Source organism: Halolamina pelagica, assembly GCF_900115675.1.
Taxonomy (GTDB): domain Archaea; phylum Halobacteriota; class Halobacteria; order Halobacteriales; family Haloferacaceae; genus Halolamina; species Halolamina pelagica.
In genome coordinates, this window is sequence record NZ_FOXI01000002.1 from 1 (window position 1) to 26113 (window position 26113).

The 26113-nt window shown below is 68.3% G+C and carries 21 protein-coding genes and 2 pseudogenes; 11 read left to right on the forward strand and 12 right to left on the reverse strand.

From position 1 onward, the window contains the following. The 3 genes and pseudogenes from BMZ83_RS02665 to BMZ83_RS02675 form a co-directional block, all read left to right on the forward strand. Positions 1-1030: AMP-binding protein (locus BMZ83_RS02665; protein ID WP_143076873.1), on the forward strand; the 1030-nt coding region annotated here is incomplete at its 5' end. 96 nt (positions 1031-1126) lie between these two features. After that, entirely contained in the window at positions 1127-2050 is a 924-nt protein-coding gene (locus BMZ83_RS02670) for an FAD-dependent oxidoreductase (RefSeq protein WP_074875378.1), read from the forward strand. 14 nt (positions 2051-2064) lie between these two features. Further along, positions 2065-3284, forward strand: a pseudogene (locus BMZ83_RS02675) (ABC transporter substrate-binding protein). Between the two features lie 4 nt (positions 3285-3288). On the opposite strand, the gene BMZ83_RS02680 reads toward BMZ83_RS02675, so the two are convergent. The 5 genes from BMZ83_RS02680 to BMZ83_RS02700 form a co-directional block, all read right to left on the reverse strand. Next, a complete protein-coding gene (locus BMZ83_RS02680) occupies positions 3289-4638 on the reverse strand; it encodes an MFS transporter (RefSeq protein ID WP_074875380.1) in 1350 nt (449 codons plus the stop codon). Positions 4639-4677: 39 nt separating this feature from the next. Beyond that, positions 4678-5685 (reverse strand): YeiH family protein, encoded by a 1008-nt coding sequence (locus tag BMZ83_RS02685; protein ID WP_074875382.1) that lies wholly within the window; start codon positions 5683-5685, stop codon positions 4678-4680. Positions 5686-5874: 189 nt separating this feature from the next. Then, positions 5875-6648: a GNAT family N-acetyltransferase gene (locus BMZ83_RS02690; RefSeq protein ID WP_074875384.1), complete on the reverse strand. Its 774-nt coding sequence runs from the start codon at positions 6646-6648 to the stop codon at positions 5875-5877. 78 nt (positions 6649-6726) lie between these two features. Further along, on the reverse strand, positions 6727-8388 hold the full coding sequence (locus BMZ83_RS02695; protein WP_074875386.1) for a sensor histidine kinase: 1662 nt from the start codon (positions 8386-8388) through the stop codon (positions 6727-6729). Positions 8389-8478: 90 nt separating this feature from the next. Beyond that, entirely contained in the window at positions 8479-9591 is a 1113-nt protein-coding gene (locus tag BMZ83_RS02700) for an OBG GTPase family GTP-binding protein (protein WP_074875388.1), read from the reverse strand. Positions 9592-9862: 271 nt separating this feature from the next. Here BMZ83_RS02700 and BMZ83_RS02705 point away from each other — a divergent pair, with 271 nt between their 5' ends. Further along, positions 9863-10615, forward strand: coding sequence for a VOC family protein (locus BMZ83_RS02705; RefSeq protein ID WP_074875390.1), 753 nt, complete (start codon positions 9863-9865; stop codon positions 10613-10615). Between the two features lie 24 nt (positions 10616-10639). Here the strand turns inward: BMZ83_RS02705 and BMZ83_RS02710 are convergent, their stop codons facing one another. Both BMZ83_RS02710 and BMZ83_RS02715 read right to left on the reverse strand, forming a co-directional pair. Beyond that, on the reverse strand, positions 10640-10891 hold the full coding sequence (locus tag BMZ83_RS02710; RefSeq protein WP_074875392.1) for a type II toxin-antitoxin system RelE family toxin: 252 nt from the start codon (positions 10889-10891) through the stop codon (positions 10640-10642). Next, a complete protein-coding gene (locus tag BMZ83_RS02715; protein WP_074875394.1) occupies positions 10888-11229 on the reverse strand; it encodes a helix-turn-helix transcriptional regulator in 342 nt (113 codons plus the stop codon). Before BMZ83_RS02715 ends, BMZ83_RS02710 begins: the two co-directional genes overlap by 4 nt. A gap of 78 nt (positions 11230-11307) precedes the next feature. Here BMZ83_RS02715 and BMZ83_RS17510 point away from each other — a divergent pair. The 3 genes and pseudogenes from BMZ83_RS17510 to artA form a co-directional block, all read left to right on the forward strand. Further along, positions 11308-11472 (forward strand): annotated as a pseudogene (locus BMZ83_RS17510) (VOC family protein); the annotation flags it as partial. A 336-nt stretch (positions 11473-11808) separates the two neighbouring features. After that, complete coding sequence (locus BMZ83_RS02725) at positions 11809-14631, forward strand: DUF7827 domain-containing protein (protein WP_074875397.1); 2823 nt, start codon at positions 11809-11811, stop codon at positions 14629-14631. Positions 14632-14781: 150 nt separating this feature from the next. Next, on the forward strand, positions 14782-15828 hold the full coding sequence (artA, locus tag BMZ83_RS02730; RefSeq protein ID WP_074875399.1) for an archaeosortase A: 1047 nt from the start codon (positions 14782-14784) through the stop codon (positions 15826-15828). Positions 15829-15837: 9 nt separating this feature from the next. On the opposite strand, the gene dph5 is transcribed toward artA, so the two are convergent. Then, on the reverse strand, positions 15838-16644 hold the full coding sequence (dph5, locus tag BMZ83_RS02735) for a diphthine synthase (protein WP_074875402.1): 807 nt from the start codon (positions 16642-16644) through the stop codon (positions 15838-15840). 95 nt (positions 16645-16739) lie between these two features. Between dph5 and BMZ83_RS02740 the strand changes: the two genes are divergently transcribed. Further along, on the forward strand, positions 16740-17933 hold the full coding sequence (locus BMZ83_RS02740; RefSeq protein ID WP_074875404.1) for a PrsW family intramembrane metalloprotease: 1194 nt from the start codon (positions 16740-16742) through the stop codon (positions 17931-17933). Here the strand turns inward: BMZ83_RS02740 and BMZ83_RS02745 are convergent, their stop codons facing one another. Continuing rightward, positions 17934-18908 (reverse strand): ABC transporter permease subunit, encoded by a 975-nt coding sequence (locus BMZ83_RS02745; RefSeq protein ID WP_074875406.1) that lies wholly within the window; start codon positions 18906-18908, stop codon positions 17934-17936. 137 nt (positions 18909-19045) lie between these two features. Between BMZ83_RS02745 and BMZ83_RS02750 the strand changes: the two genes are divergently transcribed. Continuing rightward, positions 19046-20233, forward strand: a complete 1188-nt coding sequence (locus tag BMZ83_RS02750; RefSeq protein ID WP_074875408.1) for an ABC transporter permease — start codon at positions 19046-19048, stop codon at positions 20231-20233. On the opposite strand, the gene BMZ83_RS02755 is transcribed toward BMZ83_RS02750, so the two are convergent. Next, the gene (locus tag BMZ83_RS02755; protein WP_079990092.1) at positions 20230-21207 is read right to left on the reverse strand and encodes an ABC transporter permease subunit; all 978 of its coding nucleotides are present in this window, start codon (positions 21205-21207) and stop codon (positions 20230-20232) included. The two genes, BMZ83_RS02750 and BMZ83_RS02755, sit on opposite strands and share 4 nt — an antisense overlap. Before the next feature lie 144 nt (positions 21208-21351). On the opposite strand from BMZ83_RS02755, the gene BMZ83_RS02760 reads away from it, so the two are divergent. Together BMZ83_RS02760 and BMZ83_RS02765 are read left to right on the forward strand one after the other, a co-directional pair. Next, complete coding sequence (locus tag BMZ83_RS02760) at positions 21352-22539, forward strand: ABC transporter permease (protein WP_074875412.1); 1188 nt, start codon at positions 21352-21354, stop codon at positions 22537-22539. Between the two features lie 78 nt (positions 22540-22617). Next, the gene (locus BMZ83_RS02765; protein ID WP_074875415.1) at positions 22618-22899 is read left to right on the forward strand and encodes a DUF7526 family protein; all 282 of its coding nucleotides are present in this window, start codon (positions 22618-22620) and stop codon (positions 22897-22899) included. Here the strand turns inward: BMZ83_RS02765 and BMZ83_RS02770 are convergent. Beyond that, complete coding sequence (locus BMZ83_RS02770; protein WP_074875417.1) at positions 22884-23567, reverse strand: DUF7546 family protein; 684 nt, start codon at positions 23565-23567, stop codon at positions 22884-22886. The genes BMZ83_RS02765 and BMZ83_RS02770 overlap by 16 nt on opposite strands. Next, positions 23564-26065 (reverse strand): heavy metal translocating P-type ATPase, encoded by a 2502-nt coding sequence (locus BMZ83_RS02775; RefSeq protein ID WP_143076874.1) that lies wholly within the window; start codon positions 26063-26065, stop codon positions 23564-23566. The genes BMZ83_RS02770 and BMZ83_RS02775 overlap by 4 nt, the downstream gene beginning before the upstream one ends. Between the last annotated feature and the right edge of the window lie 48 nt (positions 26066-26113).

Consider the following 26113-nt stretch of genomic DNA (forward strand, 5'->3'; position numbering starts at 1 on the left):
CCACTCCTACATCGTCTACGGCCCGCTCGCGCTCGGGACGACGACGATGATGTACGAGGGAACCCCGGATTACCCCGAGCGCGACCGCCTCTGGGAGATCGTCGAAGAGTACGAGGCCACGCAACTCTACACGGCACCGACGGCGATCCGGGCGTTCATGAAGTGGGGGACGGAGTACCCCGACGCGCACGATCTGTCGAGTCTGCGCCTCTTGGGTACCGTGGGCGAGCCGATCAACCCCCGCGCCTGGAAGTGGTACTACAAGCACATCGGCGACGAGTCCTGCCCGGTCGTGGACACGTGGTGGCAGACCGAGACGGGCGGGATGATGGTCACCACGCTGCCAGGGGTCAAAGACATGAAGCCCGGCTCCGCAGGGCCGGCGCTCCCGGGCGTCGACGCCGAGATCCTCGACACGAACGGCGAGCAGGTCGACCCCGGACGGGCGGGCTATCTGACGATCCAGAAGCCCTGGCCGGGGATGCTCCGGACCCTCTACCAGAACGACGAGCGCTTTATCGACGAGTACTGGCGCGAGTACTCCGACATCGAGAGCGACGACCCCGAGGACTGGACCTACTTCCCGGAGGACGGGGCGAAGATCGACGAGGACGACTACATCACCGTACTCGGCCGCGTCGACGACGTGCTCAACGTCTCCGGGCACCGACTCGGGACGATGGAGATCGAGTCCGCGATCGTCGGCGTCGAAGGCGTCGCCGAGGCCGCCGTGGTCGGCGGCGACCACGACGTGAAAGGCGAGGCCGTCTACGCCTACGTCATCACCGAGGACGGCTACGACGGCGACGAGACGCTCCGCGACGCCATCGTTCAGGGCGTTGAGGACGCGATCGGCCCGATCGCCCGCCCCGAACAGGTGATCTTCACGCCCGAACTGCCCAAGACGCGCTCGGGGAAGATCATGCGCCGACTGCTCGAGGACATCGCCAACGGCGAGGAACTCGGCGACACGTCGACGCTCCGGAACCCGGACGTGGTGGCCTCGATCCAGGAGCAGGTCGGCGAGTAAACGGCATAGAGCGATACAGAACTCCCCGGGCGGCTATTACGGCGGTGGCGACGAACGATCGTAACGGCTTTACTTGTTTAGGCTGGCCTAATCCGTATGGCGAACCAGTCTGGGGAGGAAGCGTTCGATCACGACGTGGTCGTCGTCGGTGGGGGGCCCGCGGGCTGTGCAGCCGGCGTGTTCACGGCGCGGTACGGGCTGGAGACGGAGATCTTCGACCGCGGACGCTCGTCGATCCAGCAGTGTGCGCACCTGGAGAACTATCTCGGGTTCCCCGGCGGCATCGACGTCGCGACGTTCGGCGACCTGATTCACGACCAGGCCGAATCCGCGGGATGTGCGATCGTTCCGGATCTGGTCGAGTCAGTCGAACGCGCCGACGACGATGGGTTCCTGGTGGAGCCACAGACTGGTGAACCAGTGACGGCCCGGCGGGTGATCGCTGCCACGCGCTACGGCGGCGAATACCTGCGCGGGCTCGACGACGAGGACGCGATGTTCGAGACCCACGAGTACGACGGCGAGACCGAGGAGTACTTCGACAAACAGTACGCCGAGAGCGACGGGACCACGCCCGTCGATGGACTGTTCATCGCTTCGCCGTACGCCGAAACGAGCCCGCAAGCGATCATGGCCGCGGGTCACGGCGCACGGGTCGGCGTCGCCGTCGTCGAGGCGGTCCGGCGGGAGCAGGGCTACCCCGACTCGGTGGCTGACTACTACGACTGGGTGCGTCCGGAGAGCGAGCGCACTGGCGAGTGGAGCGACCGCGACCGGTGGCGGGAGTTCTTCGAGAACCGGTTCCCCGACGACCACGAGCTCTCCCCGAACCGGGTTGCCGAGATCAGGGAGCGGGAAATCGACCGCCGGTTCGACATGTACATCTCCGAGGAGGAGGCCGAGCGGCGCGCGACTGCGGGCCAACGGCGCCTCCTCGACCACATCGACGACGACCTCGTGGTCGAAGCGGCCCGCGAGATCGAGGCCGAACGCGAGGAATCCGCTGCGACTGACGACTGAGACGACGATTCTCTATGACCGACAACGATCACGATCTGACGCGACGGAAGTATCTCACGTACGGAACTGCGATCGGTGCCAGCGGCCTCCTGGCCGGCTGCTCCGGCGGCGGGGGAACTGAAACGGCGCCGGCCGGCGACGGGACGGACAGCCCGACCCCGTCGTCCGACGGGACCGGGACGCCGGACAGGTACACGGCGTCAATGGCGCCCGTGGGCGAGGTCGAGTTCACCGCCGTCCCCGAGAACGTGATGGTGTACAGCCTACTGTACGCCGACATGGCCGTCGCCTACGGCCACGGCGACGCGGTGAACTCCCTCGGCTTCAGCGCCGAGGCCGGCGGGAACACCCTCGACGCCTACTACGAGCGGCAGCCGGGGGTCTCGTTCGACCACGCGGACCTCGAACAGCTGAACTCCGGGGGCGTCACCATCGACAGGGAGCTGTTCTACGAACTCGACTCCGACCTCCACCTCGTCGACCCCTGTCTGGTCCAGTCCTTCGACGGCTGGGAGCGCGAGGACGTCGATGAGGCCCGGGAGACCGTCGGCCCGTGGTTCGGTAACGCCTTCAGCCGGCGGCGGAGCGACCCGCCCGAGGGTGCCAGGACGACTACGAGTACTACACGCTCTGGGAGATCGGCGAGAACGTCGTCGACGTGTTCCGCGCGCAGTCGACGTTCGAGGAACTCGGGGCGGTCAGGGACGACCTGCTGGCGACCATCGAGTCCGGGCTTCCGGCCGAGGGCGAGCGCCCGACGGTCGCCTCGGTCATCTTCATGCAGGGGACGTTCTACCCCGCACGGACCGACACCGCGGGGTTCAGCAACGCCCACATCCGGCCGCTGGGCGCCGACGACGCGTTCGCCGGCGACGACGTGACCTTCGAGACGTCCTACGACTACGAGCAGCTGCTGGAAGTCGATCCGGACGTGATCCTCCACCGCTACGGGATCGACTCCCACTACGACGTCGGCGAGATCCGGGAGACGATCGCGGACGACCCCGCCGGCGCGGAGCTATCGGCGGTGGAGAACGATCGGGTCTACGCCGGCGCCCATCCGGTTCAGGGGCCCCTGATGAACCTGTTCCAACTGGAGATGACGGCGAAGCAGCTCTACCCCGAGCAGTTCGGCGAGTGGCCGGGGTATACCTACGGCGAGCCGTACCCGGAGATCCCGGCCGAGGATCAACTGTTCGATCGCCAGCGCGTCGCCGACGCCGTCGGCGAGTAGAGCGCTACCGGTAGGCCTCGAACTCCTCGCCCATGACGAGGAAGTAACCAGTACCGGCGACGCCGATGACGGCCGCGACGGTGAACGCGAGCTCCGGGCTCACGAACTCCCACAGGTAGCCGCCGATCGCGGCGCTGGGGATCACGATCGTGTTCCTGAGGAGGTAGTACGTCCCCGTGACGCGCCCGCCGGCGCCCCGCTCGGCCGGCCCGACGATGAGCGCCTTGTGGGAGGGTAGCCCCGCGAACCGGAGCCCCGAGAACGCGAACAGCAGTACCATCGCCCACTGGAGTGACACGGCGGGTGCGAGCACGTCGGGCCCGTAGATCAGGACGACGGGGAACGTCCCGTAGACGAGAAACCCCAGGCCGACGATGGGCTTGAGGCCGACGCGCTCGGCCAACTTCGCGGCGGGCATCATCGTCGCCAGCGCGACCAGCATCTCGACGCCCAGCAGGTAGCCGAAGAAGGCCGCGGGGGAGAGGTCGACGCCGTACGTGGTCCCCGCCAGCGCCACGGTGGCGTCGAACCCGATCTCGTAGAACTGCGTGACCACCAGCACGAAGAAGACGTACACCATCCCGTTGGCGAACCGGACGAGCGTGTCGCCGACGAGCAGCGGCCGGAGCTCGCTCGGCATCTCCCGGAGGTCCGCCCGGACCTGTTCGAGGCCGGTAAAGGAGCCGCCGATGCTGTCCTCGGTCGCGTCGTAGAGGACGTGTTGGACGACCGTGCCGACGGCGCCGAAGACTACTGCGACCGCGAGCACGTATCGGAAGCTGACCGTGAACTGGGGATCGAGCCCGATCAGCACCGCCGCGAGCACCGGGCCGGCGAAGAAGGCGGTCCGGCGGAACGTCTCGGTGCTGGCGAACCCCGCCGCCAGTCGGGAGGGGGCCGTCGCCTGCTTCACGACGGCGAACGTCGCGCCGAGGCCGAACGACTTCCAGGCCTGTGCGAGCAGCAGGCCGACGAAGATCCAGAGCCAGGGCTGGATCGTGCGGCCGGCGAGTTCGATCGTGCCGAGGCTGGAGGCGACGAACCAGATCCCGAACCCCAGCGTCGAGAGCAGTCCGAACAGCGTGAGCGCGTACCGCGAACCGAGTCGATCCGAGACGGCGCCGCCGGGGTAGGGGTAGACCGCGGAGATCACGTTCCCGACCGTGCCGTACAGCCCGATGACGAACCCCGAGGCACCGAGGGCGGCCATGTACTCGGGGAGGTACCGGCTGGTCATCTGGAAGCCGAGGCTGAACGCGAACATCGCCAGCGAGAGGGTCAGCACGTCCCGCTCCAGCGCGAAGAACTGTCTGAACTGATCCCTGACTGTCGGGTCGTCCTCACCTGCGGCCATCGACCGGCGGTTGTGTCGACGCCGAGGAATAGCTACTGCTCAGAAGGTGGCTTGCACCACCGCGAGGGTGACCGAGGAGACCGCGAGCAGCGCGGCCAGTACGACCAACACCGGGCGATACCCCGTTTCGCGGAGTTCCGAGAGCCGGATCTCCAGTCCCAGCCCCACGAACGCCAGCAGGAACAGCCAGTCGGCCGCGTTCGCGAGCGAGCCGATCTCCCCCGCGCCGAGCAGGCCGAGGTTGGCGATCGCGACGACCGCGACGAAACCGACGACGAACTTCGGGAACGGTGCCCAGAGCCGCCCCAGGGGGCCGGGTTCGTCCCCGCCGCGCTCCCCGGCCGTACGTTCGCGTGCGTAGATCACCGCGTAGGCGACGGCGACGATCCCGATGGCGGCGTTGCGCGTCAGCTTCACCAGCACCGCCCACTCGCCGGCGGTCTCCGATACCGCGAAGCCGGCGGCGGTCACGGGGCCGGTGCTGAACATCGTGAGCCCGGCCCAGATCCCGAAAACGCGGTCAGGGAGGCCGAGAACGGCACTCACGGCGGGGTAGGCGACGAGCGTCACCGCGTCGAACAGCAGGATCGTGGTCGCGGCGTAGGCGACGGCCGTCTCGTCGGCGTCGATGCTCTCGGCGACGGCGACGACCGCCGAGACCCCACAGATGCCCGAGCCCGCGGCGAGCAGCGACCCCGTCTCCCCGTCGATCCGGAACGCGAGTCGGGCCAGGGCTTCGACGAGCAGGATCGTCGCGGCCACGACCCCGACGACGAGCACCAGCACCCGCGGCCCCGCCGCGACCACGCGGTCGAGCGCGACGCTCGCGCCCGTGAGGACGATGCCGGTTTTGAGCCAGAGCTTGTGGGTGCCGACGCCCGCACGGGTGAGGTCGGGAACCCCGACCGTATTGCCCACCGCGGCGCCGAGCAAGATCGCCACGACGAGGTGGTTCAGCGGGAAGACGGCGCCCAGTACGCGGGCGACGAGGCCGAGTCCCAGAAGGAGCGCGAGACCGGGAAGGAGCGTTCGGGACACGATCACCACGGGATCGTGAGCCCGAGTCGAACCGCAGCGACGAGCAGGAGCCCCAACAGGACCGCCTGCCAGCCTTCGCCCAGGTCCATCCAGTTACGCGCCAGGTCGTCGGCGTCGATCACTACCCCAACCTGCGGGAGAGAGGTAGATACGGTTTGTGCCTGCGGCCGGCGCCGCCGGATCGACACCGGGTGAGGGTTAGCCGCCGTAGACGGCGTCCCAGCGCATCGCTCGCCGACGGTTCCCGCAGTCGTCACAGACGAACTCGTCCATCGTGCCGACGTTCACGTCGAGGCTGCCACAGACGCTGCAGTACCAGCCGTAGTGTTCCTCTCGTTCCTCGTCGAGGTAGGTCGGGTGGAACGGGCCGTCCGAGCCGCGTTCGCTCTCGTCGTAGGCGATCAGGACCGTCTCGCCGTCGTCGGTCTCCACGCGCTCGATGTCGTCGTCGGCCGCTGCCGGCCCGCGTTCGCCGACGAGCGTCACCTCGACCACGCGGTCGTCCGCGAGGCGCACGTATCGCGTGTGTTCGGGGTCGTACCCGTACTGTTCGTAGAACGCCACCCCCGCCTCGTTCGCCTCGATCACGCGGGCCTCGATCCGTTCGGCGCCGGCGTCGTGCAGCGCCGACTCGATCCGGTCGAGTAACCGGTCGGCGGCGCCCTCGCCACGCCGGTCCGGCCGGACGTGGAGCCACTCGATCTGGCCGACGCGGGGCGACTCGCCCGCGACGAACGCCTGCACGAAGCCGACGATCTCGCCGTCGTCCTCGGCGACGATCACGATCGTGTGGTCGTCGGCGAGCTCCTCGGCGATCGTGCCGGGAGAGGACTCCTCGGTCCCGTACCACGATTCGACCGCCATCCGGCGGCTCTCGTCGTCGAGTACGTCGTCGTAGGAGGCAGCGAGTGAGCGGTTCGCCACGTCCCTGATCCCGGGGATATCGGTCTCCCGTGCGACTCGAAGGTGCATACACCACCGTTCGGCGTGCGTCGTGTTCAATCTATGGCCGGATGCTCCGCCCGCGGGAGCCGATCGGCGGTCGCAGGCTCAGGCTCCCGCGTCGGCTTTCACCAGTTCGACGACGAACACGGCGCCTCGCGGCTCGTTGTCCTCGATCCGGACCTCCCCGCCGAACTGCTCGGTCAGGGTGTGGACGAGGTAGAGCCCGATCCCGGAGCCGGGGCTGTCGAGCCCCTTTTCGCCCTTGCCGAAGATTCGCTCTTTCTGGTCGTCGGGGACGCCCGGGCCGTTGTCGGCGACGCGAACCTCGACGGTATCGGCGTGCTCGGTCGCCTCGACGGTGACCTCGGGCGCCGACGAGTCGTTGTGGCGAACGGCGTTCCCGAGGAGGTTCCGGAACACCGAGGAGAGCATCTCGCCGCCCAGCACCGACGCGGTCGGGATGTCGCCGGCGACGCGGAACTCGGCGTCGGGGAACGTCTCCCGGACGGCCTCCAGTTCCGTCTCGAGGTGGCGCCGCAGATCGGTCGGTGCGGGTTCGGGGGCGTGTTCACCCGAGAGCGACTCGACGAACTCGCGGACGGTCTCGGTGAGCTCGATCACGTGGTCGGACTTCCGGAGCACGCGATCGAGCGCGTCCCGTCCCTCCTCGTCGACGTGGGGCGACAGCGTCTCGGCCCACCCGCGGATCACGGCCATGTCGTTGCGGATGTCGTGGCGCACGACGCGGTTCAGCGCCTCGAGCTGTTCGGTCTTCTCCTCGAGGCGGCGGCGGTACGCCTCCTGTTCGGTCACGTCGTTGATCGTCACCAGCTGCCCGGTCGTGACGCTGCCGGAGGTGAACGGGGAGACCGATAGCTGGTAGTAGCGGCGTTCGCCCTCGGGCCCGGTCGCGAACACCCCCGGATCGTCGAGTCGGGCCGCGAACTCGGGATCGACGGCGTCGACCGGCTGGCCGATCGAGTTCCGGAGTGCCGGGAACAGCGTCGCGGCGGCCTGGTTGAAGTCCCGCACGCGCTCGTCGCGGTCGAGGAAGACGGCGGGGGCGTCGCTGCCGCCGGTGAGCTGGACGGCCTCGAACCGCCGGACGTAGACGAACAGCGTCCCGACGGCGAAGACGGCGACGCCCGGCGGCTCGTACATCAGCGGGAGCAGCCAGTCGACCTGCTCGCCGAGGATGGTCGCGACCGCCGGCAGGCCGGTCACGACCGCGAGCGCGATCAGCGGGCGGCTGTCGGTCCCGGTGTGGTAGAACCGGTCGAGCAGCATGAAGAAGCCGACGGCGATGACCGCGTAGGACAGTCCCAGCGTGACCCAGTAGAGAAGCCCGTGCTGGATCGCGAGGTGGGGGAACGGGTCGGTCGTCCACTCGGTCGTGAAGTAGAGGTGGTGCAGCGGGTTGGTGAGTTTGAGGCCGACGAACAGGAGGAACACGCCGACCATGGCCCGTCGGTACGGCGCCTGGCGCGGGCGGCGTCCGGTGTAGGCTGCACAGAAGTAGGTCCAGGCCGCGACGGCGACGAAGGCGAAGATGAACCCGACGGTGTAGGCCGTCAACCGGAGGCTGTCGGTCGGGGCGACCAGGTAGCCGACGTAGCCCAGCGACCACAGGGCGACCGCGAGCAGGAGCCCGATGAGGCCCCGTCGGGTCCCCGGATGCTTGATCCGGAACGCGCGCGGGAGACTCAGGAGACAGGCGACCGCGGAGACGGCGAAGATACCGACGTGGGCCAGAAGCAGCGAATCCATCGCGGTTGTGTGTCAGTCATGCCCACTCGGCATAACTGCTTTGGAACCGCACCCGACGGTGTGACGGGGCGTCGTCGCCGCCGCGGTTGGCTACTTCCGGACGATGATGCGGAGCTCGTCCTCGTCCTCGAGTTCGTGCTGGAGCCCGACCTGCTGGTCGTCGTGTTTGGCTGAATCACCGCGCACGCGGGCGAACCGGAATCGGTTCAGGAACTCGTCGCCGCCGATGTCCAGGCAGGCGTCCTCGACGGTGGAACCCGGCGGCAGCACCAGGGGTTCCTCGTAGTCGACGCCCCGGCCGGGTTTGTCCATGTAGACCCGGATCAGGCCCAACTCCTCCCAGATCTCCTCTTTGAGTCCCTCCAGGCCCCGCTCCTCCTCGGCGGAGATGAAGATGGCCTCCTCGGGGTCGATGTCGTGCTCCCGGAGGTTCTCCTCGACGGTGGGGAGGTAGTCGGCGTCGATCAGGTCGGCCTTGTTGACCGTGACGATCGAGGGGAGGTAGACGCGGTTGTCCATGATCGCGTCGATGAGTTCGTCGATCGAGGGGTCGCCGCGGACGGTCACCTCGGCGTTGACGTAGCCGTGCTCGCGGAGCACGTCCTTGATCGTCTCCTCGTCCATGGAGACCGAGTCGCTGGTGGTGACCTGCAGCCCGCCGGTGTGGGATTTCGTGATCGAGATGCTCGCGGGCTCGGTGTCGAGCCGGATCTTGTTCTGGTAGAGCTCGTGGCGGAGGCGTTCGTACTGGTCGATCTCAAACACCGAGAGCATGAACACCACGAGGTCGGCGGTCCGGACGACCGAGAGCACCTCCTGGCCGCCACCGCGGCCGCTGGCGGCGCCCTCGATCAGCCCCGGGACGTCGAGGATCTGGATGTTCGCGCCGCGGTGTTTGAGCATCCCGGGGTTCACGTCGAGCGTGGTGAACTCGTACTCGCCGGTCTCCGATTCGGCGTTGGTGAGCGCGTTGATCAGCGTCGACTTGCCGACGCTGGGGAAGCCGACGAGGGCGACGGTGGCGTCGCCGGTCTTCTCGACGGCGTAGCCGTGGCCGCCGCCGGAGGAGGACTGGTTCTCCAGCTTCTCCTTTTTCTCCGCGAGCTTCGCCTTCAGACGCCCGATATGTGCCTCCGTGGACTTGTTGTAGGGCGTCTCGGCGATCTCCTCGCGGAGCTCCTCTATCTCCTCCTCGAGTCCCATCGGGCGAAAATCCGCCGTCGGCGTCGTTAAACCTGTTCCTTCCGAGCCAGTCACGGCGAGTGACCTGTGGCGACCGCCGTGTCGCCACCACAGAACTTGAGGCCGTGACTGTGCAGAGCCAACTACGGCGCGTGACCTGTGGCGACCGTCATGACAGGACTCACGCCGGGGGTGTACTGTGCCACCCCGGTACGTCCGTCGGCGTCGACTCGGGGCACGGGATCACCGTCTTCGGTAGCCTTTTCGCTCCGTCGACCCCAGATACTCGCGTATGAGCCACACGCTGGATCACGTGATGATGCGGGTCGAGGACCTGGACGAGTCGCTGGAGTGGTACACGACCCACCTCGACTACGAGGAGAAGGGTCGCTGGGAGGCGGACACCTTCACCAACGTCTTCCTCGGGCCCGAGGACGTTCACGACGACGGCGCGCTGCTGGAGCTCACCTACAACCACGACGGGCGCTCCTACGAGCTGGGCGACGCCTGGGGCCACATCGCCGTCCGCGTCGAGGACGTGAACGAGGCCTACTACGAGCTGATGGACGAGGGCGTCGAGGACTACCGCCGCCCCGAGGACAACCCCGGCTACGCGTTCGTCACGGACCCCGACGGCCACGAGATCGAGATCGTCGAGCGCGACCACGGCGCCCGCTGGAGCATCGACCACACGATGATCCGCGTCGAGGACGCCGACGCCTCGCTCGGCTGGTGGACCCGGAAGATGGGCTACGAGACGACCGGGCGCTGGGAGGCCGACACGTTCGCGAACTACTTCCTCGCCCCCGAGGACGCCGCCGAGGAGGCGATGTCCGTCGAGCTCACGTACAACTACGACGGGCGCACGTACGACCTCGGCGACGCCTGGGGGCACCTGGCAGTCGAGTGCGAGGACCTGGAGGAGTTCTGGGGGACGCTGATGACTCGCGAGGCCGAGGACTACCGCGATCCGGAGTCGTGTGACTACAACTACGCCTTCACGAAGACGTTCGACGGCCACGAAGTCGAAGTCGTGACGGAGTAAGCGAGCCCCAGCGTTCTCTCGCGACTATCGGTCGTAGACGCTATCGCGTTTGCCGATACGGCGAACGCGCAGTACGCCCGCTTCCTTGTCCCAGTCGATGATGACGCGGTAGTCGCCGACCCGGAGTCGATACAGGGTCGACCCGGAGAGGCGCTTCAAGTAGTGGTCCGGAAAATCGGTAATCGAGTGGAGCTTCTCCGTGATGCCTTCGCGTACGTCCGGTTCAGCGTCGGCCAGCCAGTCCGCGGCTTGCTCCGAAATCCGCACCTCCGTCATTCGTGGAGTCGATCATCCAGTTCGTCCATCGAGAGGTACTCGTCCTCGTCGGCAGTCGCGTCCAGTTCGTCAGCGAGCTCCGGGTCGAGTTCCGGGGCGACCTCGGCCCACCAGACCACGCGGTTGCCGAAGTCCTTCTTGCCTAAGTCCCCGTCACGGTGCATCTTCTCGAGTCGATCGTGGAGTGCCCGTCGTCCAATGGGCAGTTCCTCGGCAACCTCCGCGGTGGTAAGTGGCTCCTCGTCGGCGAGGCGGTCGAAGACCAGCAGGATATCCTGCCGGCTGGCGGACTCGCTGAACTCACCGCCGCCTTCACGAGCGAAATCGTCGCTGGACATGCTGCCGACTACGCTTTCGAGATACTTCACGGTTTCCTACGTAGGAGGGCCGTGTCTTCTCGGTAGTTCTCACACTACCTCGGCGACGCCTTGGGCTACCTCACGGTATGGTGTAACAACCTCGAGAAGTTCTGGGGGACGCTGATGACCCGGGAGGCCGAGGACTACCGCGATCCCGAGTCGTGTGACTTCAACTACGCGTTCACGAAGCCCTTCGACGGCCACGAAGTCGAAGTCGTGACGGAGTACCGCCGGCACTCGTTCTTTCTCCTTGGCTCTTCGCACGTGAGCGCGCGGGCGATCGCTCAATCGGCGTCGACGACGGGCTCACCGCACGCCACGGATAAAGGAGGGGTGGACCGGCAGAAAGTACTTAAGCGGGGTGTCCGGGTAGGACCGCTCTCGCGGCCGTTCCCGGGGTTGTGACGGTGTAACACGCCACTCGGGTACCCACAAGACATTTATAACCAGCTGTGCTTGTTTCCGATACCCCTACCCATGGTGGCAACAGCGAGTATCGCCGTTCGGTTCGGCGTGGAAGTTGGCGCCGCCGACTGCAGTGCAGAACCCTAACACACAATGACAGACAACTCAGACAAGATCCGCAGCATCGTTCTGGCTGCGCTGATGGTGTTCAGCGTCTTCGCTGGCACTGTTGCGTTCGCCGGAACTGCTGCTGCGGCTGGTAACGGTTCGTTCGCCACTCCGGATAGTTCGGAGCAAGGCGCTGACACGAACCTTGAGGCATCGTTCACCGTCGATTCTGACGACGTAGATAACAACGACCACCAAGAGTTCCGGATCACATTCTCCGGAGCAAGCAACTTCGACAACGGATTCGCGTCCGACATCGGTTCGGGGGACGTGACTGTGTCTTCCACCGGTGCTTCGCTTGACGGGAAGAACGTCAATTCCGTTGAGGTAAGTAACGAAGGAGCGACGCTCGACGTCACTCTGGATTCCTCGGCCACGCTTGACGAGGGTGACACGATCACCATCACGGTCGAGAACTCGCAGTTCCAGAACCCGAGTGATGACGCCACGTATACGGGTCATATCGTCGTCTCCCCGCAGTCTTCGTACACTGGAGATTCGGCCAGTGCCGATCTTGAGGTGACGGAGGCAACATCCGGTGGTGCCGGTACGCCGTCGGATGTGTCCGCTAACAGCGCAGTTCACTTTGACAACGATACGTCCGATAGTGTAACGCCTGTCATCGAGATCGCGTTCGAGAGCTACGTTGACCTCTCCGGTGGACAGGACTTCGTAGTCAACTTCGCGGATGGTACGACTGAGAACGTCACCGAGACTGATTACGAACAGACAGATGACGGCCGAGTCGTTCTAACGGTCGACGAACTCAACAGCTCCACTGAGAGCGTTACGGTTCCCCACGAGGCGGTTGGGACCGATAGCGATGTCGACGTTGATGTCACCTACGCACCGGTGACTGTCGACGCCTCGAACAAGAATTCGGACGTGAGTAACACGTCGGCCTACATTGGATCGAACGTCGTCGTTCGTTCCGATAAGGTGGACAAGTCCTTCGACTTCAGCGGTAATGTATACTCCCCGACGCGTGGAACTGGGGACCACAGCAAGGTCTTCGTGATTGACACGGACGACTTTAGCGAAGGGCTCATTGAGGTTGACACCCAGGATGACGGCGACGTTAACGCCAAGATCTCCATGGAAACCCTGGGTCTTTCCGTCTCGGCTGACGACGTCAAAAGCGACACGGACGTCACCGGGACCGTTGAGGCTGACGACATCAACCGACCGATCGACGTCGCGCTGGTCGACAGTGACGACGATGTCGTCGACAGCACCCAGGTGAACCTTGGTTCGAGCGGTAACGCCGACTTCACCCTGGCCAACCAGAGTGCCGGCAACTACACGGTTGTCGCAACGGACGTGAACACCGGCGTCGAGGCGACGACCGACGTTAACGTCACTGCGGCCGCCGAGGGCGCAGTCACGTTCACTAACGACACCTACGTCGTCCCGCAGGGTGGCATCGCGAACATCACCCTTGACGTCGTGGGTACGACCGAGGGTTCGCTCGTTATCGGGCAGAACCAGAACTCGGGCTACCAGGCTAACGTGACCTTCGTCGACGAGGACGAGGACGGCGAAGTCACTATCCAGTTCAACAGCTACGAGGCTGGTAACCAGAACGCCGAAGTCGTCAACGCTGCAGGCGAAGACACGGCGACGCTGCACACCCACACTGACCTCGGTTCCAACGATCTGCTCGCTGAGGGTGGCTACGACCTTGCCGCCGTCGCGGGTCATGAGAGCAACGGTACCAAGGTCTTCAACAGTGGCGAATCTGACTTCAGCTCGCTCGGCATCAACCCCCGCTCGACTGACGAGATGGTCCTCTGGACCGCTCCCAGCTCGGCGGACGCTGACGAGCTGCTGACCAGTGTCACCGAAGACTCCACCATCGCTAGTGGGGACTGGGTCGTCCATCAGGTCTCCGCGACGGGTCTTGATGGTCTCGTTGACTCGGAGGGTGGCCTCTCGGATGCGCTCGACAATGGTGTGAACGTCACGGTTGAGCAGACCGAGGAGACCACGCGACAGAACCGTCAGCCCAAGACGCTCGACGTCACTGAGGCGACGGAAGACGGCGACCTCAAGTTGATCGCCGACGCGGAGAACGACTCCTACTACATCGCGCTGGACACGTCCACGGACGCATTCGAGCGAGTGGACAGTAGTGATACCGTCACGGCAGACGGTCTCTCTGCCAGCACCGATGAGGAGTTCATCTCGACCTTCACTGTCTACGACGAGAAGCTCGTCGGAGGCACGAGTGATTCGGACCACGAGTCCGTGAACGCGACCTTCGAGGTCGTCGCGGGGACGGCTTCCCTCGACGAGACCCCGGTGAACGTGACGGCTGAGACGAACCAGACGATCTCTGGTACGTCCACGCTCGCGCCGGGCACCGAGATTCAGGTGACCGTCCAGAGCACGGACGACACCTCGCCGCGGTTCTACAACAACCCGACCGCGACGGTCCAGGACGACGGTACCTGGAACATCACCATGGACTTCGACGAGCAGTCCACCGGTGACACCTTCAGCGTGAGTGCAGGCAGCTACTTCGACGCTGACGGTAACGTCGTCGAGAGCACGACCGAGGCGACGCCGACGGCGACGCCCGAACCGGACACGGAGACGGCGACGCCCGAACCGGACACGGAGACGGCGACGCCCGAACCGGACACGGAGACGGCGACGCCCGAACCGGACACGGAGACGGCGACGCCCGAACCGGACACGGAGACGCCCGAGGACGACACCACCACGACGACGACGCCCGGCTTCGGCGTCGCTGTCGCGCTGGTCGCACTCCTCGCCGCGGCGCTGCTGGCCGGTCGCCGAGAGTAACTGACTCTCGCGACTCCCAGTAACTAACTACCGGCTTCGCGCCGGTCCTCCGGTTTCACTTCTTTCGAACGCTACACCGAGCAGCGACGGCTGTCCGCCGGCGATACCCACAACGGTAAGGGATTTACCCGCGGACCGTCTCGCTCCAGTATGGCCGGTATCGCAGACGCTGTCCCGCCGTGGCTGCTGGACGTGACAGACGTCCTCGCGTGGGTCGTCATCGGCGCGTTCGCCCTCGGCGCGGTGCTCGAGATCACCGCCCGCCGCCGGAACGACGCGGCCGATGGGTCGCTCGCGGCCGTCGTCGGCGACGGCCGCCGCCGTCTCGAGCACGCGCGGCGCGTCTCCACCGGCGCGTGGGGGCTGTTCGGGCTGTTCTGGCTGCTGCTGTTCCCCCACTTCGCGTTCGTCCACAAGAGCTACGTCGAGGGCGTGCTGGCGCTGATCGCGGTGCCCGCCAGCCTCTACGCGGGCTACCTGCTCTGGCAGGGCCGCGACACGCTGTTCCTGCTCTCCCGTGCGACGGCGATCATGGGGCTGATCTACCTCCCCTTCGAGACGATCCCCGCCGTCGAGGTGGCGGGGCTGCGGATCCCCGCGCCGCGGCAGGTGCTGATCGAGATCGTCACCACCCAGACGGGCTGGCTGATGGACCTGTTCGGCGCCCACCCCGAACTGATCGTGGGCCCGCAGGGCTACCAGAACACCTACGAGTTCGTCGCCAGCGACGGGCAGATCCTCCACTTCTCCGTCGTGCTCGCGTGTACGGGGCTGGGCAGCATCGCGATCTTCGCGGGGCTCATCGCCGCCGTCCGCGCGCCGCTGCGCCGGAAGCTCCGCGCGCTGAGCGTCGCCGTCCCCATCATTTACGGGCTGAACCTCGTCCGTACCACGTTCATCGGGATCGCCTTCGGCGAGCAGCTACTGCATATCTACCCCGACCTGGTGCTGACGATGTTCGGGGGCTCGGACCCCTACCGCGTCTCGTGGTACGTCTCGGACCGCATCATCAGCCAACTGCTCGCAGTCGTCGCGCTGGTCGGCGTCACCTACCTCGTGGTCCGGGAGCTCCCGGAGATCCTCACGATCATCGAGGACGTGCTGTACATGGTGACCAACGAGGAGTACGACCTCTCGACCGCGCTGGACCTGCCGCGGAGCCCGGCGGCGTCGCAGTTCCAGGCCAGCGACGACTGACGAGCGAACTCAGTTCTCGTCCAGTAACGCCGTCGGCGCGCCGGCCAACTCCTCGAGCGCCTCGGCCTCCAGGTGGTGCGGCGCAGCCGGCACCACGAGCAGGTGCAGGGGCCCGCCGAACTCCCGATCCGCCAGTTCCGAGAGCCGATCGGCCGCCACGACCGGCTCCGGGCTGCCCGCCCGGGCGACGACGACGCCGAGTTCGTCGGCCCAGTGCTCCGCGAGCAGGCCGGCGGCGTAGTCGCCGGTCATGTAGCGCTCGTCCTCGCCGAGCCCGGCCGCGTCGGCGGTGGGGTCGTCGACCTTGATGTCGAGGTAGACCAGCGTGTGCAGGTCGCGCTCGCGGTTGGCCTCGATCGTCTCGATCACGCTGTCGGGCACGTCGCCGCCGCCGTGGGCGCCCGGGAACGGTAGCGTCGTCGCCTTCCCGAACCGGTAGTTCTGCAGGCCCGTCAGCCCCGCGGCGGCCGACTGGGCGGAGACGCCGTGGATCACGCGCGTCTCGATCCCGCGTTCGTGAGCGCGCAGGCGCAGATCCACGTGGGTCGTCGAGATCATCGTGTCCCCGGCAGTGAGGAAGGCAACGTCCTCGTCCTCGGCGGCGTCGAGGATCGGCGCCGGATCGCGCTCGACGCCCGCGCGGTCCCGCACGTCGATCCCGATGTCGTGGAACGACTCGAGGGCCTCGACGGTCGTCCCGACGAGGCGGCTGGTGTAGAACTCCGCGAACGCGCGATCGGCCCCAGCGAGCGCCTCCCGCCCCTCGACGGTGATCGACCGCTCGTCGTAGAGCCCCAGTCCGATGAACGTGAGCATGGGCGGTTCTGGGGGAGCACGACCCAAAGCGGTGTCCATCGACTGCGGGTGACACGGCGGCAAGGAATACGTACCTCGGGCCGACAGGGGAGTGTATGAGCGATTCAGACCCAGTCGAGGAGGCCGCGTCGGACGGGCGGGACCTCTACGATATCGCGACGTGGGAGCCACGGACCGTTCTCGACCGGACGGCGGTGCGCCTCCACGGCGCGCTGTCGGGGGTGGCACGGCTGTCGGTCGTCCTGCTCGCGGCGTTCGTGTTCCTGATCCAGGTCGGCGGCGTCGTGTGGCTGGCGAGTCGGAACCCGACCGTCGGCGCGGTCGCGCTGCTGTCGGCGCTGCCGGCGCTCGTGCTCGTGGCGTTCGTCTGGCGGCAGGACGTGGTCGAGAAGGAGCCGATCGACACGCTGGCGGTGACGTTCGTCCTCTCGGTGCTGTTCGCGAGCTTCGCGGCGACGGCGAACACGCTCCTCCAGGGCACCTTCCGGATGATCCCGCTGGTGGGGATGGGGCTGTTCTTCTTCCTCGTCGTCGCGCCGGTCGAGGAGGCGGTGAAGTGGCTCGCGGTCCGCCTCCACGCCTACCGCCGGCCGGAGTTCGACGCCGTCATCGACGGCGCGGTGTACGGCGCCGTCGCCGGCCTCGGCTTCGCGACCATCGAGAACACCCTCTACGTCGTCCAGGGGTTCCTGCGGGCACAGGAGGCCGGCGCCACGCAGGCGATCGGCGCCGCGATCGGCACGGCGACCTCGCGGGCGCTCGCGGGGCCGGGCCACGTCATCTACTCGGCGTGGGCGGGCTACTACCTCGGGCTGGCGAAGTTCAACCGCGAGAACCGTGGCCCCATCGTGGTCAAGGGGCTGCTGATCGCCGCGTTGCTCCACGGCGGCTACAACACGACGGTGACCTACGTCCCGGCGCTGTTCTCGCCCCCGAACTGGTGGTACCTCCTCTTCGTCGTCGCCTTCGACGGGACGTTCTTCTACCTGCTCTACCGGAAGCTGGGGCGCTACCGCGACAATTATGCCGCCGTCAACGGGGAGGCGAGATCGGACGAGGCTGACGCCGGTGAGTCGGACGACGCCGACGGGAGGGAACCGGACGATACCGAGGAGAGCGAATCGGACGAAACCGGCGAGCGAGCGAGCGAGAGGGCCGGATCGGGCGACGACACCGACTCGACGGGGGACGCCGTCCAGTCCGACGATCCAGGGCCGGTCTGGGACGCGCCGGACCGGACCGATCCCGTCGACGACGACGAGGGAGACCGCGACGGTTCCGGGCGCTGACTACTCGGCGCGGTCGACCCGCGGGTCGAACAGTTCGTAGTAGGCGTCCTGGAGGAAGTTCACCGCCACGACGAGCGCGACCGGAAGCAGGACCACGCCGAAGATCAGCCCCGGGATCCGGCTCCCGACGGCGTCGATGGTCAGCGTGCCGAACCCCGGCGTGCGGGTCACCCACTCCACGGCGTACAGTCCGACGAGCACGATCCCGAGCATCTCCGAGGAGAGCACGGTCAGCAGGCGCGCCGCGGAGTGGGGAAACACGTGCCGGCAGATCCCGAGCAGCCCCACGCCCTTCGCCCGGGCGGTCTTGACGAACGGCTCGCCCGCGTACTGCTCCAGATCCGTCCCGGCCGCCCGGAGTTGGATCGCGAACAGGTAGAACGTCATCGTGAGGAACGGCCACAGCGCCGCCCGGAGGTTCCGCGTCGAGAACGGGGTTTCGCGGGTGTTGTATCCCAGGTCCACGATCCGGCCGGCCAGCCGGAACACGAACACCGGGAGGTAGATGTGGACCAGGTACGCGAACAGGAAGACCGGGGTCGCGACCGCGGCCGCGCCCAGCAGCGTCGTCTTCTTGGTGAGGTCGCGGCGCTCGACCGCGACGGCGAGCAGCTGGACGACCGTGCCGGCGACGACGGCGATGATCGCCGCGGGGAGCAGGTAGATCAGCGTCACCACGATCGAGTCAACCAGCAGCGAGGTCACGGGGACCACGCCCTCGTTCGTCCGGATGCTACCCAGATCGAGCGTGAGCACGCGGACCGTCCACTCGGTGAACTGCGAGAACAGCGGCTCGGCCTGTGCGGCGAAGCGCGGCTCCGGGTAGGTGGAGACGAACGACCGGGGGACGTAGCCCATCGGCGTGGCGTTGGGGTTCTTGGTGAACGCCATCGCCAGGAAGGCGACGACGAAGGCGATCGCCATCGACAGCACCGTACGACCCCCGCGCCGGAGGAGCGTGAGGGCGCTATCCATCGGCGCGTCGTTCGCGGCTGTCGGCTTGCTGTGTGGGCACCGGGAGGGGAGACCGCTGCGGGCGGGGCATCTGTTCCGTGTTGGAAACACCCAAGCTATTAGTCGTGTCGGCTCGCGACGACATAGACACTGCTCCGATGAGTGACGAGCCCTCCACGGACGCCGATCGGTTCGAAAGCATCGACTGGAGCGAGTTCGACGCCGACGACACGACGGTCGGGGTCCCCCGGTGGCTGCCGGCGACGGCGGCGCTACTGGTCGTCGCGTTCGCCTACGACTACCTCACCGTCGAAGGGGTCCCCCTCGAGATCACCGGCCTCGACTGGCTGTTGATCGCGGGGCTGTTCGTCCTCGGCTCGCTGATCGTGATCCCGGCCACCCAGAGCCCCGAGCAGGTCGGCACCTACTGGGCGCAGTTCCGACAGGACCGCCTCGCGGTCGCCGCGCTTGGCTATCTGGGCCTGTTCTTCCTCGTCGGCCTGTTCGGTCCGTTCTACTTCAACGACCCGCGACTCCACGTGCTCTACTCCTCCCAGCCGCCGGTGTGGGGGAGCATCGACCCCATGTTCGTCCCGCGCTGCTACGGCCCGATCGTCGACGGCCGGTGTCAGGGGACGTGGGACTTCCCGCTCGGCACGAACGCGATCGCGGGGAAGGACGTGGTGACGCTGCTGGTGCTCGGGACGCGAACCAGTCTGAGCGTCGTCCTCGGCGCCGCGGCGATCGTCGTCCCGACCGGCGTCGGCGTCGGCGTCGTCGCCGAGTCCATCGGCGGGCGCGTCGAGACGGTGCTGATGTGGCTGGCCGAACAGCTGCAGACGTTCCCCGCCATCCTGATCTACTTCCTCCTGTTCTTCTGGATGGTCGAGGGGCGGCTCCGCCTGCTGATCGCCGTCCTTGGCTTCGTCAGTTGGGGCGGGCTGGCCCGCCTCGTCAGAAACGAGATCCGGGTCCGGCGCAACGAGCAGTACGTCCAGGCGGCCCGCCTCGGCGGCGTCGACGACCGACGCCTGCTCGGCCGCCACCTGCTCCCCAACATCGCGCCCTCGGTGCTGACGAACGTCACCCTGCAGGTGCCGCTGTTCGTGCTGATCGAGGTGTCGGTCTCCTTCATCGTGATCGCGCTGGCGGGCGGCACGACGACGCTCGGCGATCCGACGAACTTCTCGTGGGGCGAGCAGATCTACAACGCGCTCTTCTCGGTCGGCGCGCCCGCCGCGTGGTGGCTCGCGGGGTTCCCGCTGCTCCTCCTTTTCCTGACGGTGTTCGCGTTCAACGTCGTCGGCGACGCGATGGTCGACGCGCTGGAGCCCCGCAGCGACTAGTCGCCCGTCTCCACCCGCGGGTCGAACAGCGAGTAGTACGTCTCCCGGGCCGTGTTGACGACGGTGACCACGAGGACGGGGAGCAACACCGCGGCGAAGATCAGCCCCGGCCCGCGGCTCCCGGCGGCGTCGATGGTGAGGGCGCCGAAGCCCGGCGTCCTCGTGACCCATTCGACCGCGTACAGCCCCACGAGCACCATCCCGAGCATCTCGGAGGTGAGCACGGTCAGCAGGCGCGCCGCGGAGTGGGGGAACACGTGCCGGCAGATCCCCAACAGTCCGACGCCCTTCGCCCGGGCGGTCTTGACGAACGCCTCGTCCGCGTACTGCTCCAGATCCGCCCCGGCCGCGCGGAACTGGATCGCGAACAGGTACAGCCCCATCGTCACGCTCGGCCAGACCGCGGCCTCGAGGTTCGCCCGGGAGAACGGCCCCGTGGATTCGTCGTACCCCAGGTCGGTGATCTGGCCCGAGGTCTCGATCACGAACCCCGGGAGGTAGATCTGCAGCAGGTACGCGACTAGGAACACCGGGATCGAGATGGCGGCCGCGCCGACCAGTTTCGACGTCGCGCTGGCGTCGCCGTACTCGACGGCGACGGCCAGCAGCTGGATCAGCGTCCCCAGGACGATCGCGAGCAGCATCGCGGGCACGAGGTGGATCAGGGTGACCGTGACCGCCTCGGCGACGACCTCGCGGACGACGACCGCCTCGTCGCCGAAGCCGATCCGCCCCAGATCGAGGGTCACGATCCGCACCAGCCAGTCGGCGTACTGGGCGACCAGCGGTTCGGACTGGGCCGCGAACCGCGGCTCCCGGTGGATTCCGCGGAACAGCCGGGGCTGGTAGGCGACCGTCGCGGTGTGTGGGTTCGGCACGTACGCCAGCGCGACGAACACGCCGGTGAACACGACCCACAGCGTCACCGCCACGCGCCCGAACCGGCGACCGAGCGCCAACAGCAGGCTACGCATCCGGACCGGCTGACTGCCGTCGATCGGCGGGCCTGTTCGGCGTCGTCGTCAGGGGTGGAGGGAGAGCCATCGGCGAATTGATAATGACACGTAGTCACAATTTATTAGTTCTTGCTGACCAGTTGTCGGCGTGTCCTCCCCGCAATGAGCGATCCCTCCCCCCCGGACGCCGGGCGTTTCGCGACCGTCGACTGGGACGAGTTCGACGCGGCGGCTGGCGTGCCGGCGATCCCCCGATGGCTTCCGGCCGGCGCCGTCGTCCTCCTCGCCGCGTTCGGGTACGACTACCTCTCTCCCGAGGGGCTCCCGATCGCGATGGACGGCCTCGACTGGCTGCTGGTGGTGGGGCTCTACACGTTCGGCTCGCTGGCGCTCGCGGCCCTCCTGAGCGCGCCCCAACAGATCGCCCACTACTGGAGCCAGTTCCGGACCGACCCGGTCGCCGTCGCGTGTCTGGCCTTCCTGACCGCGTTCGTCGGCGTCGGGCTGTTCGGCCCGCTCGTGGCGAGCGAGCCCGAAGTGAACGTGCTCTACTCCTCGCAGCCGCCGGTCTGGGGCAGCATCGACACGATGTACGTCCCCTCCTGTGCGGGCGAGGTCGTCGACGGGCGGTGCCACGGCTCGTGGCAGTACCCGCTTGGCACGACCGCGATCGACGGGAAGGACCTGATCGCGCTGCTGGTGCTGGCCACGCGGACGAGTCTGAGCGTCGCCCTCGGCGCCGCCACGCTGGTGGTCCCGGCGGGCGTCGGCGTCGGCGTCGCGGCGGTCCGGTTCGGCGGCCGGGTCGAGGCGGCGCTGATGTGGCTGGCCGAACAGCTCCAGTCGTTCCCCGCCGTGCTGATCTACTTCGTACTGTTCTACTGGATCGTCGAGGGGCGGCTCCGCATCCTGATCGGCGCGCTCGGACTCGTGGGCTGGGGCGGGCTTGCCCGGCTGGTGCGCGACGAGCTCCGGGTGCGACAGAACGAGCAGTACGCGCAGGCGGCCCGCCTCGGCGGCGTCGGCGACCGCCGGCTGCTGGGTCGGCACCTCCTCCCCAACGTCATGCCGGCGGTGCTCTCGAACGTCACGCTTCAGATCCCGCTGTTCATCCTCGTCGAGGCGAGCATCGCGTTCATCCAGATCCCGGTCTCGACGGGGACGACGACGCTCGGGGACCCCTCGAACTTCTCGTGGGGGCAGCTGATCTACAGTTCGCTGTTCACTGTCGGCTTACCGGCCTCGTGGTGGCTCGCGGGGATCCCGCTGCTCCTCCTGTCGGCGACGGTGTTCGCGTTCAACGTCGTCGGCGACGCGATGGTCGACGCGCTGGAACCCCGTGGCGACTGAGGCTGGACCGACGGCGGAGCTCGCTTGGCCGACGCCCGCGACCGACACCGGCTTTCGACTCCGGCCCGTGTGACGCCTGTGACCGAGCGTATCGAAGGCGAAGTGCTGTACGCGATCCCGCCGACGGAGCTGGGCGAGCACGATCTCGACCCGGAGCTCCGGTCGCTGGCGGAGGCCCGCCACGTCCTCGTCTGTCGGCGCGGCGGCCACCCGTCGATCTTCGAACTCGCGTGGGCGATGCTCCGCCGGGAACCGATCGAACCGGTGACGATCGTCGCCCGCGAGGCCGCCGCCGAGGGCGACACCGTGATGCTGACCGTCGAGGAGACCACGATGAGCGGCGTCTACCGCCAGGTGTAGCGACGGAGCGGCCGCGCAGCGAGCACCCACGCGGCCAGCACGAACGCCGCCGTGCCGAGCAGGTAGGTCCCGCCGCCGACCGTCGGCGCCGCGCCGACGCCGAGGCCCGCGCCGCCGAGCGCGCCCGCGGCACTCGCGACCAGCGGGAGCGCACAGCTCGCACACGACCCCAGCGCCACCACCCCGCCGACGCCGACGGAGAGTCCCTCGTCGACCACGTCGCGGAGGGCCAGCGAGACCAGGTAGCCCAGGGCGACGATGCCAACCAGTCGGTAGGGGATCAGCGTGAGCGCGACTTGCGAGCCGCTGTAGCGGAAAAGCGGCCCCCAGCCGGGCGGCAGCAGCAGGAGGTCGGCGCTCGTCCCGGCGTTCGCCGCCGCCCCCACGGCGCCGGTCAGCCACCCGAGGCCGAGGGCGTAGGCGGCGCCGATCCCACCGGCGATCCAGCGACTGACTCGCCCGACCCGCGGCCGGTCGGCGTGGCGGACGGCGACCACAGCGACGGTGACCCAGACGAACGGCACCGCGAGCATCGTCGGCGCCGTCAGCCCGGCGTCAGTCAGTCCGAGGTAGGCCAGCGCCAGCGCCGACTGGACGCCGAGTGCCAGCACCGCGGTCCGGAGCGGCGCGGGGACCGACCACGCCGGCGCGCTGACGGTCCGGGTCACGCGTTATCACCGCCGTCGTCGCTACGTTCAGCCGGCTCCGTCGCCGCGGTCCGGCCGCCGTCGGCGACGGCCGCGTCCGGGGTTGCGCGCGGGGGCTCGCTCGCCGACGTGGGTTCGTCGCCCCCCGACTGCGGCCCGAGCGGTCGGGTCGTGTTGCCGACCACGAGCAGGCTCGACGCCGCCATGGCGACGGCGGCGATCAGCGGCGTGATGACGCCCAGGACGGCCGCGGGGACGGCGACCGCGTTGTAGAGGAACGCCCAGGCGAGGTTCTCGCGGACGCGCCGCCGCGTGGCGGCGAGCGTGTCGAGCGCGCGGTCGACCGCCGAGAGGTCCCGCCCCACGAGCACCGCGTCCGCGGCGTCGGCGGCGAGTTCCGTGCCCGAGGCGACCGCGACCCCCAGGTCCGCGGCGGCCAGCGCGGGGGCGTCGTTGCTGCCGTCGCCGACCATCGCGACGGTGCCCTCCGAGCTGAGCCGCCGGACGGTCTCGGTCTTGCCCGCCGGGGGCAGGCCGGCGTACACCTCGTCGATCCCCGGGACGTCGCGGAACCGGTCGGCGGCGGGGCCCTGGTCGCCCGTGAGGACGACGACGCGGCGGTCCTCGCTCAGTCGCTCGACCGCTTCGCGCCACCCGGGACGCGGGTCGTCGCCGGCGACCAGCACGCCCCGGACGCGTTCGTCCCAGCCCACGAAGGCGGCGAGGCGGCCCGCGGACTCGGCGCTCGCGTAGCGTTCGCGGAGGTCGTCGGGGACCGTGGCGTCCTCGAACAGCGACTCGTCGCCGACGGTGACCCGGCGTTTCCCGGCGACCCGCCCCGCGACGCCGCGGCCGGGATGGGTCTCGTAGTCGGTCACCGTCGTGTCCGGGCCGACTCGCGTGCCGGCGTCGTCGGCCGCCTCGACGATCGCGGCCGCGATGGGGTGGTCCGAGCGCGCCTCGACCGCCGCCGCGTGACCCAACACCGTCTCGCGGTCGGCCCCGTCGGCGGCTTCGACCTCGTGCAGCGCCATCTCGCCGGTCGTGAGCGTCCCGGTCTTGTCCAGCGCGACCACGTCGACCCGTCTCGCGGTCTCGACGGCGCTCCCGTCGGTCAACACGACGCCGTCCGCGAGCAGCGAGCGCGTGCCGGCGGCGATGGCCAGCGGCGTCGCCAGTCCCAGCGCACAGGGACAGGACACCACGAGGACCGCGAGCCCCGTCAGCAGCGCCCCGGTGAGCGGGGCGCCGAGGAACAGGTGGACGGCGAAGGCAACGACGCCGAGGACGAGCACCAGTGGGACGAACACCGTCGCCAGCGCGTCGGCCAGCCGCTGGGGGGCGCCCTCGCCGCGCACGTCCCAGAGCAGCGAGACCACGCGGTCGAGCGTCCGCTCGGCGCCGTCGGCGGCCCGGATCACGAGCCGGCCGTCCGAGACGACCGTCCCGCCGCGCACCTCGTCGCCCTCCCTGCGCCGGACGGGCAGGGACTCGCCGGTGACCAGTGACTCGTCGACGGCCGCGGTCCCCTCGATAACCTCGCCGTCGACCGGCACGCGTTCGCCCGCGCGAACGACCAGTTCGTCGCCGCCGTCGACCGCCTCGACCGGGACGGTCTCGGTTCCCTCGCCCGTCCGGATCCGCGCCTCGGAGACGCGGTCGCGCGTGAGGTCGGTGAGTTCGCCGACCGCACGCTGCTTGATCCGCTCCTCGTAGTAGCTCCCGACGGTGACGGCCATGATGACCACGATCGTCACGTCGAAGTACACCTCGATCCGGCCGGCGGCCACCGCGAGCGCGCTGTAGAGGTAGGCCGTCGTCGCCGCGAGCGCGACGAGCAGGTCCATGTTGGGCTGGCGCGTCCGGACCGCGACGTAGGCGCCCCGGAGGAGGGGGGCGCCGGTGTAGCCCAGCACGACCGTCGCCGAGAGCCAGACGTTCGCGAGCAGGAACCGCCCGGCGCCGTCGCCGAGATCGAACAGCAGCGCGTCCGGTGGGAGCCCGAAGTAGACGGGGTAGAGGAAGAGGACGTACCACAGCATCGCCATCATCCCGAAGAAGCCGCCGACGAGCAGGCGTCCGACCGTCCCGTCGTCGTCGCCCGGGCTGCCGTCCTCGGCGGTCGGTTCGGCCCGGTAGCCGACGCCCGAGACGGCGTCGGCGACCGCGCTCGGGTCGGTCGCGTCGGCGTCGTAGTGGACCCGCATCGCGTCCGCGGGGAAGTTCGCGTCCGCCGCGGCGACGCCGTCGCTGTCGGCCGCCCGGCCTTCGAGGAACGCCTCGCAACTGGCGCAGTGCATCCCGTCGACCTGGAGGTAGGCGGTCTCGGCGTCCTCCGGGATGGATGCTTCGGGCTCCCGGACCGACTCGCGGGCGTCGGCGGCGTCCATCGTTGCCGGGTCGTCGAGGCTCCGGGCGACTTCGAGACAGCCCCGACAGCAGAACTCGCCGTCGACGCCCTCGTCGGTCACGGGGTCGGGCGGCGTCGTGAGCCCACAGAGCGTGCAGCCGTCGCTCACGGTCACGCCACCCCCGGTCGGACCGCGCGGGCGCTACCGCGTCGGTGC

Excerpts from the sequence above, each read along its gene's own strand:
- BMZ83_RS02750 (WP_074875408.1), top strand. The coding sequence starts at position 19,046 with ATGAGTGACGAGCCCTCCACGGACGCCGATCGGTTCGAAAGCATCGAC.
- BMZ83_RS02700 (WP_074875388.1), bottom strand. The coding sequence starts at position 9,591 with ATGGGACTCGAGGAGGAGATAGAGGAGCTCCGCGAGGAGATCGCCGAG.
- BMZ83_RS02755 (WP_079990092.1), bottom strand. The coding sequence starts at position 21,207 with ATGCGTAGCCTGCTGTTGGCGCTCGGTCGCCGGTTCGGGCGCGTGGCG.
- BMZ83_RS02680 (WP_074875380.1), bottom strand. The coding sequence starts at position 4,638 with ATGGCCGCAGGTGAGGACGACCCGACAGTCAGGGATCAGTTCAGACAG.
- artA (WP_074875399.1), top strand. The coding sequence starts at position 14,782 with ATGGCCGGTATCGCAGACGCTGTCCCGCCGTGGCTGCTGGACGTGACA.
- BMZ83_RS02670 (WP_074875378.1), top strand. The coding sequence starts at position 1,127 with ATGGCGAACCAGTCTGGGGAGGAAGCGTTCGATCACGACGTGGTCGTC.
- dph5 (WP_074875402.1), bottom strand. The coding sequence starts at position 16,644 with ATGCTCACGTTCATCGGACTGGGGCTCTACGACGAGCGGTCGATCACC.
- BMZ83_RS02760 (WP_074875412.1), top strand. The coding sequence starts at position 21,352 with ATGAGCGATCCCTCCCCCCCGGACGCCGGGCGTTTCGCGACCGTCGAC.
- BMZ83_RS02740 (WP_074875404.1), top strand. The coding sequence starts at position 16,740 with ATGAGCGATTCAGACCCAGTCGAGGAGGCCGCGTCGGACGGGCGGGAC.
- BMZ83_RS02705 (WP_074875390.1), top strand. The coding sequence starts at position 9,863 with ATGAGCCACACGCTGGATCACGTGATGATGCGGGTCGAGGACCTGGAC.
- BMZ83_RS02725 (WP_074875397.1), top strand. The coding sequence starts at position 11,809 with ATGACAGACAACTCAGACAAGATCCGCAGCATCGTTCTGGCTGCGCTG.
- BMZ83_RS02745 (WP_074875406.1), bottom strand. The coding sequence starts at position 18,908 with ATGGATAGCGCCCTCACGCTCCTCCGGCGCGGGGGTCGTACGGTGCTG.
- BMZ83_RS02710 (WP_074875392.1), bottom strand. The coding sequence starts at position 10,891 with ATGACGGAGGTGCGGATTTCGGAGCAAGCCGCGGACTGGCTGGCCGAC.
- BMZ83_RS02695 (WP_074875386.1), bottom strand. The coding sequence starts at position 8,388 with ATGGATTCGCTGCTTCTGGCCCACGTCGGTATCTTCGCCGTCTCCGCG.
- BMZ83_RS02715 (WP_074875394.1), bottom strand. The coding sequence starts at position 11,229 with ATGTCCAGCGACGATTTCGCTCGTGAAGGCGGCGGTGAGTTCAGCGAG.
- BMZ83_RS02690 (WP_074875384.1), bottom strand. The coding sequence starts at position 6,648 with ATGCACCTTCGAGTCGCACGGGAGACCGATATCCCCGGGATCAGGGAC.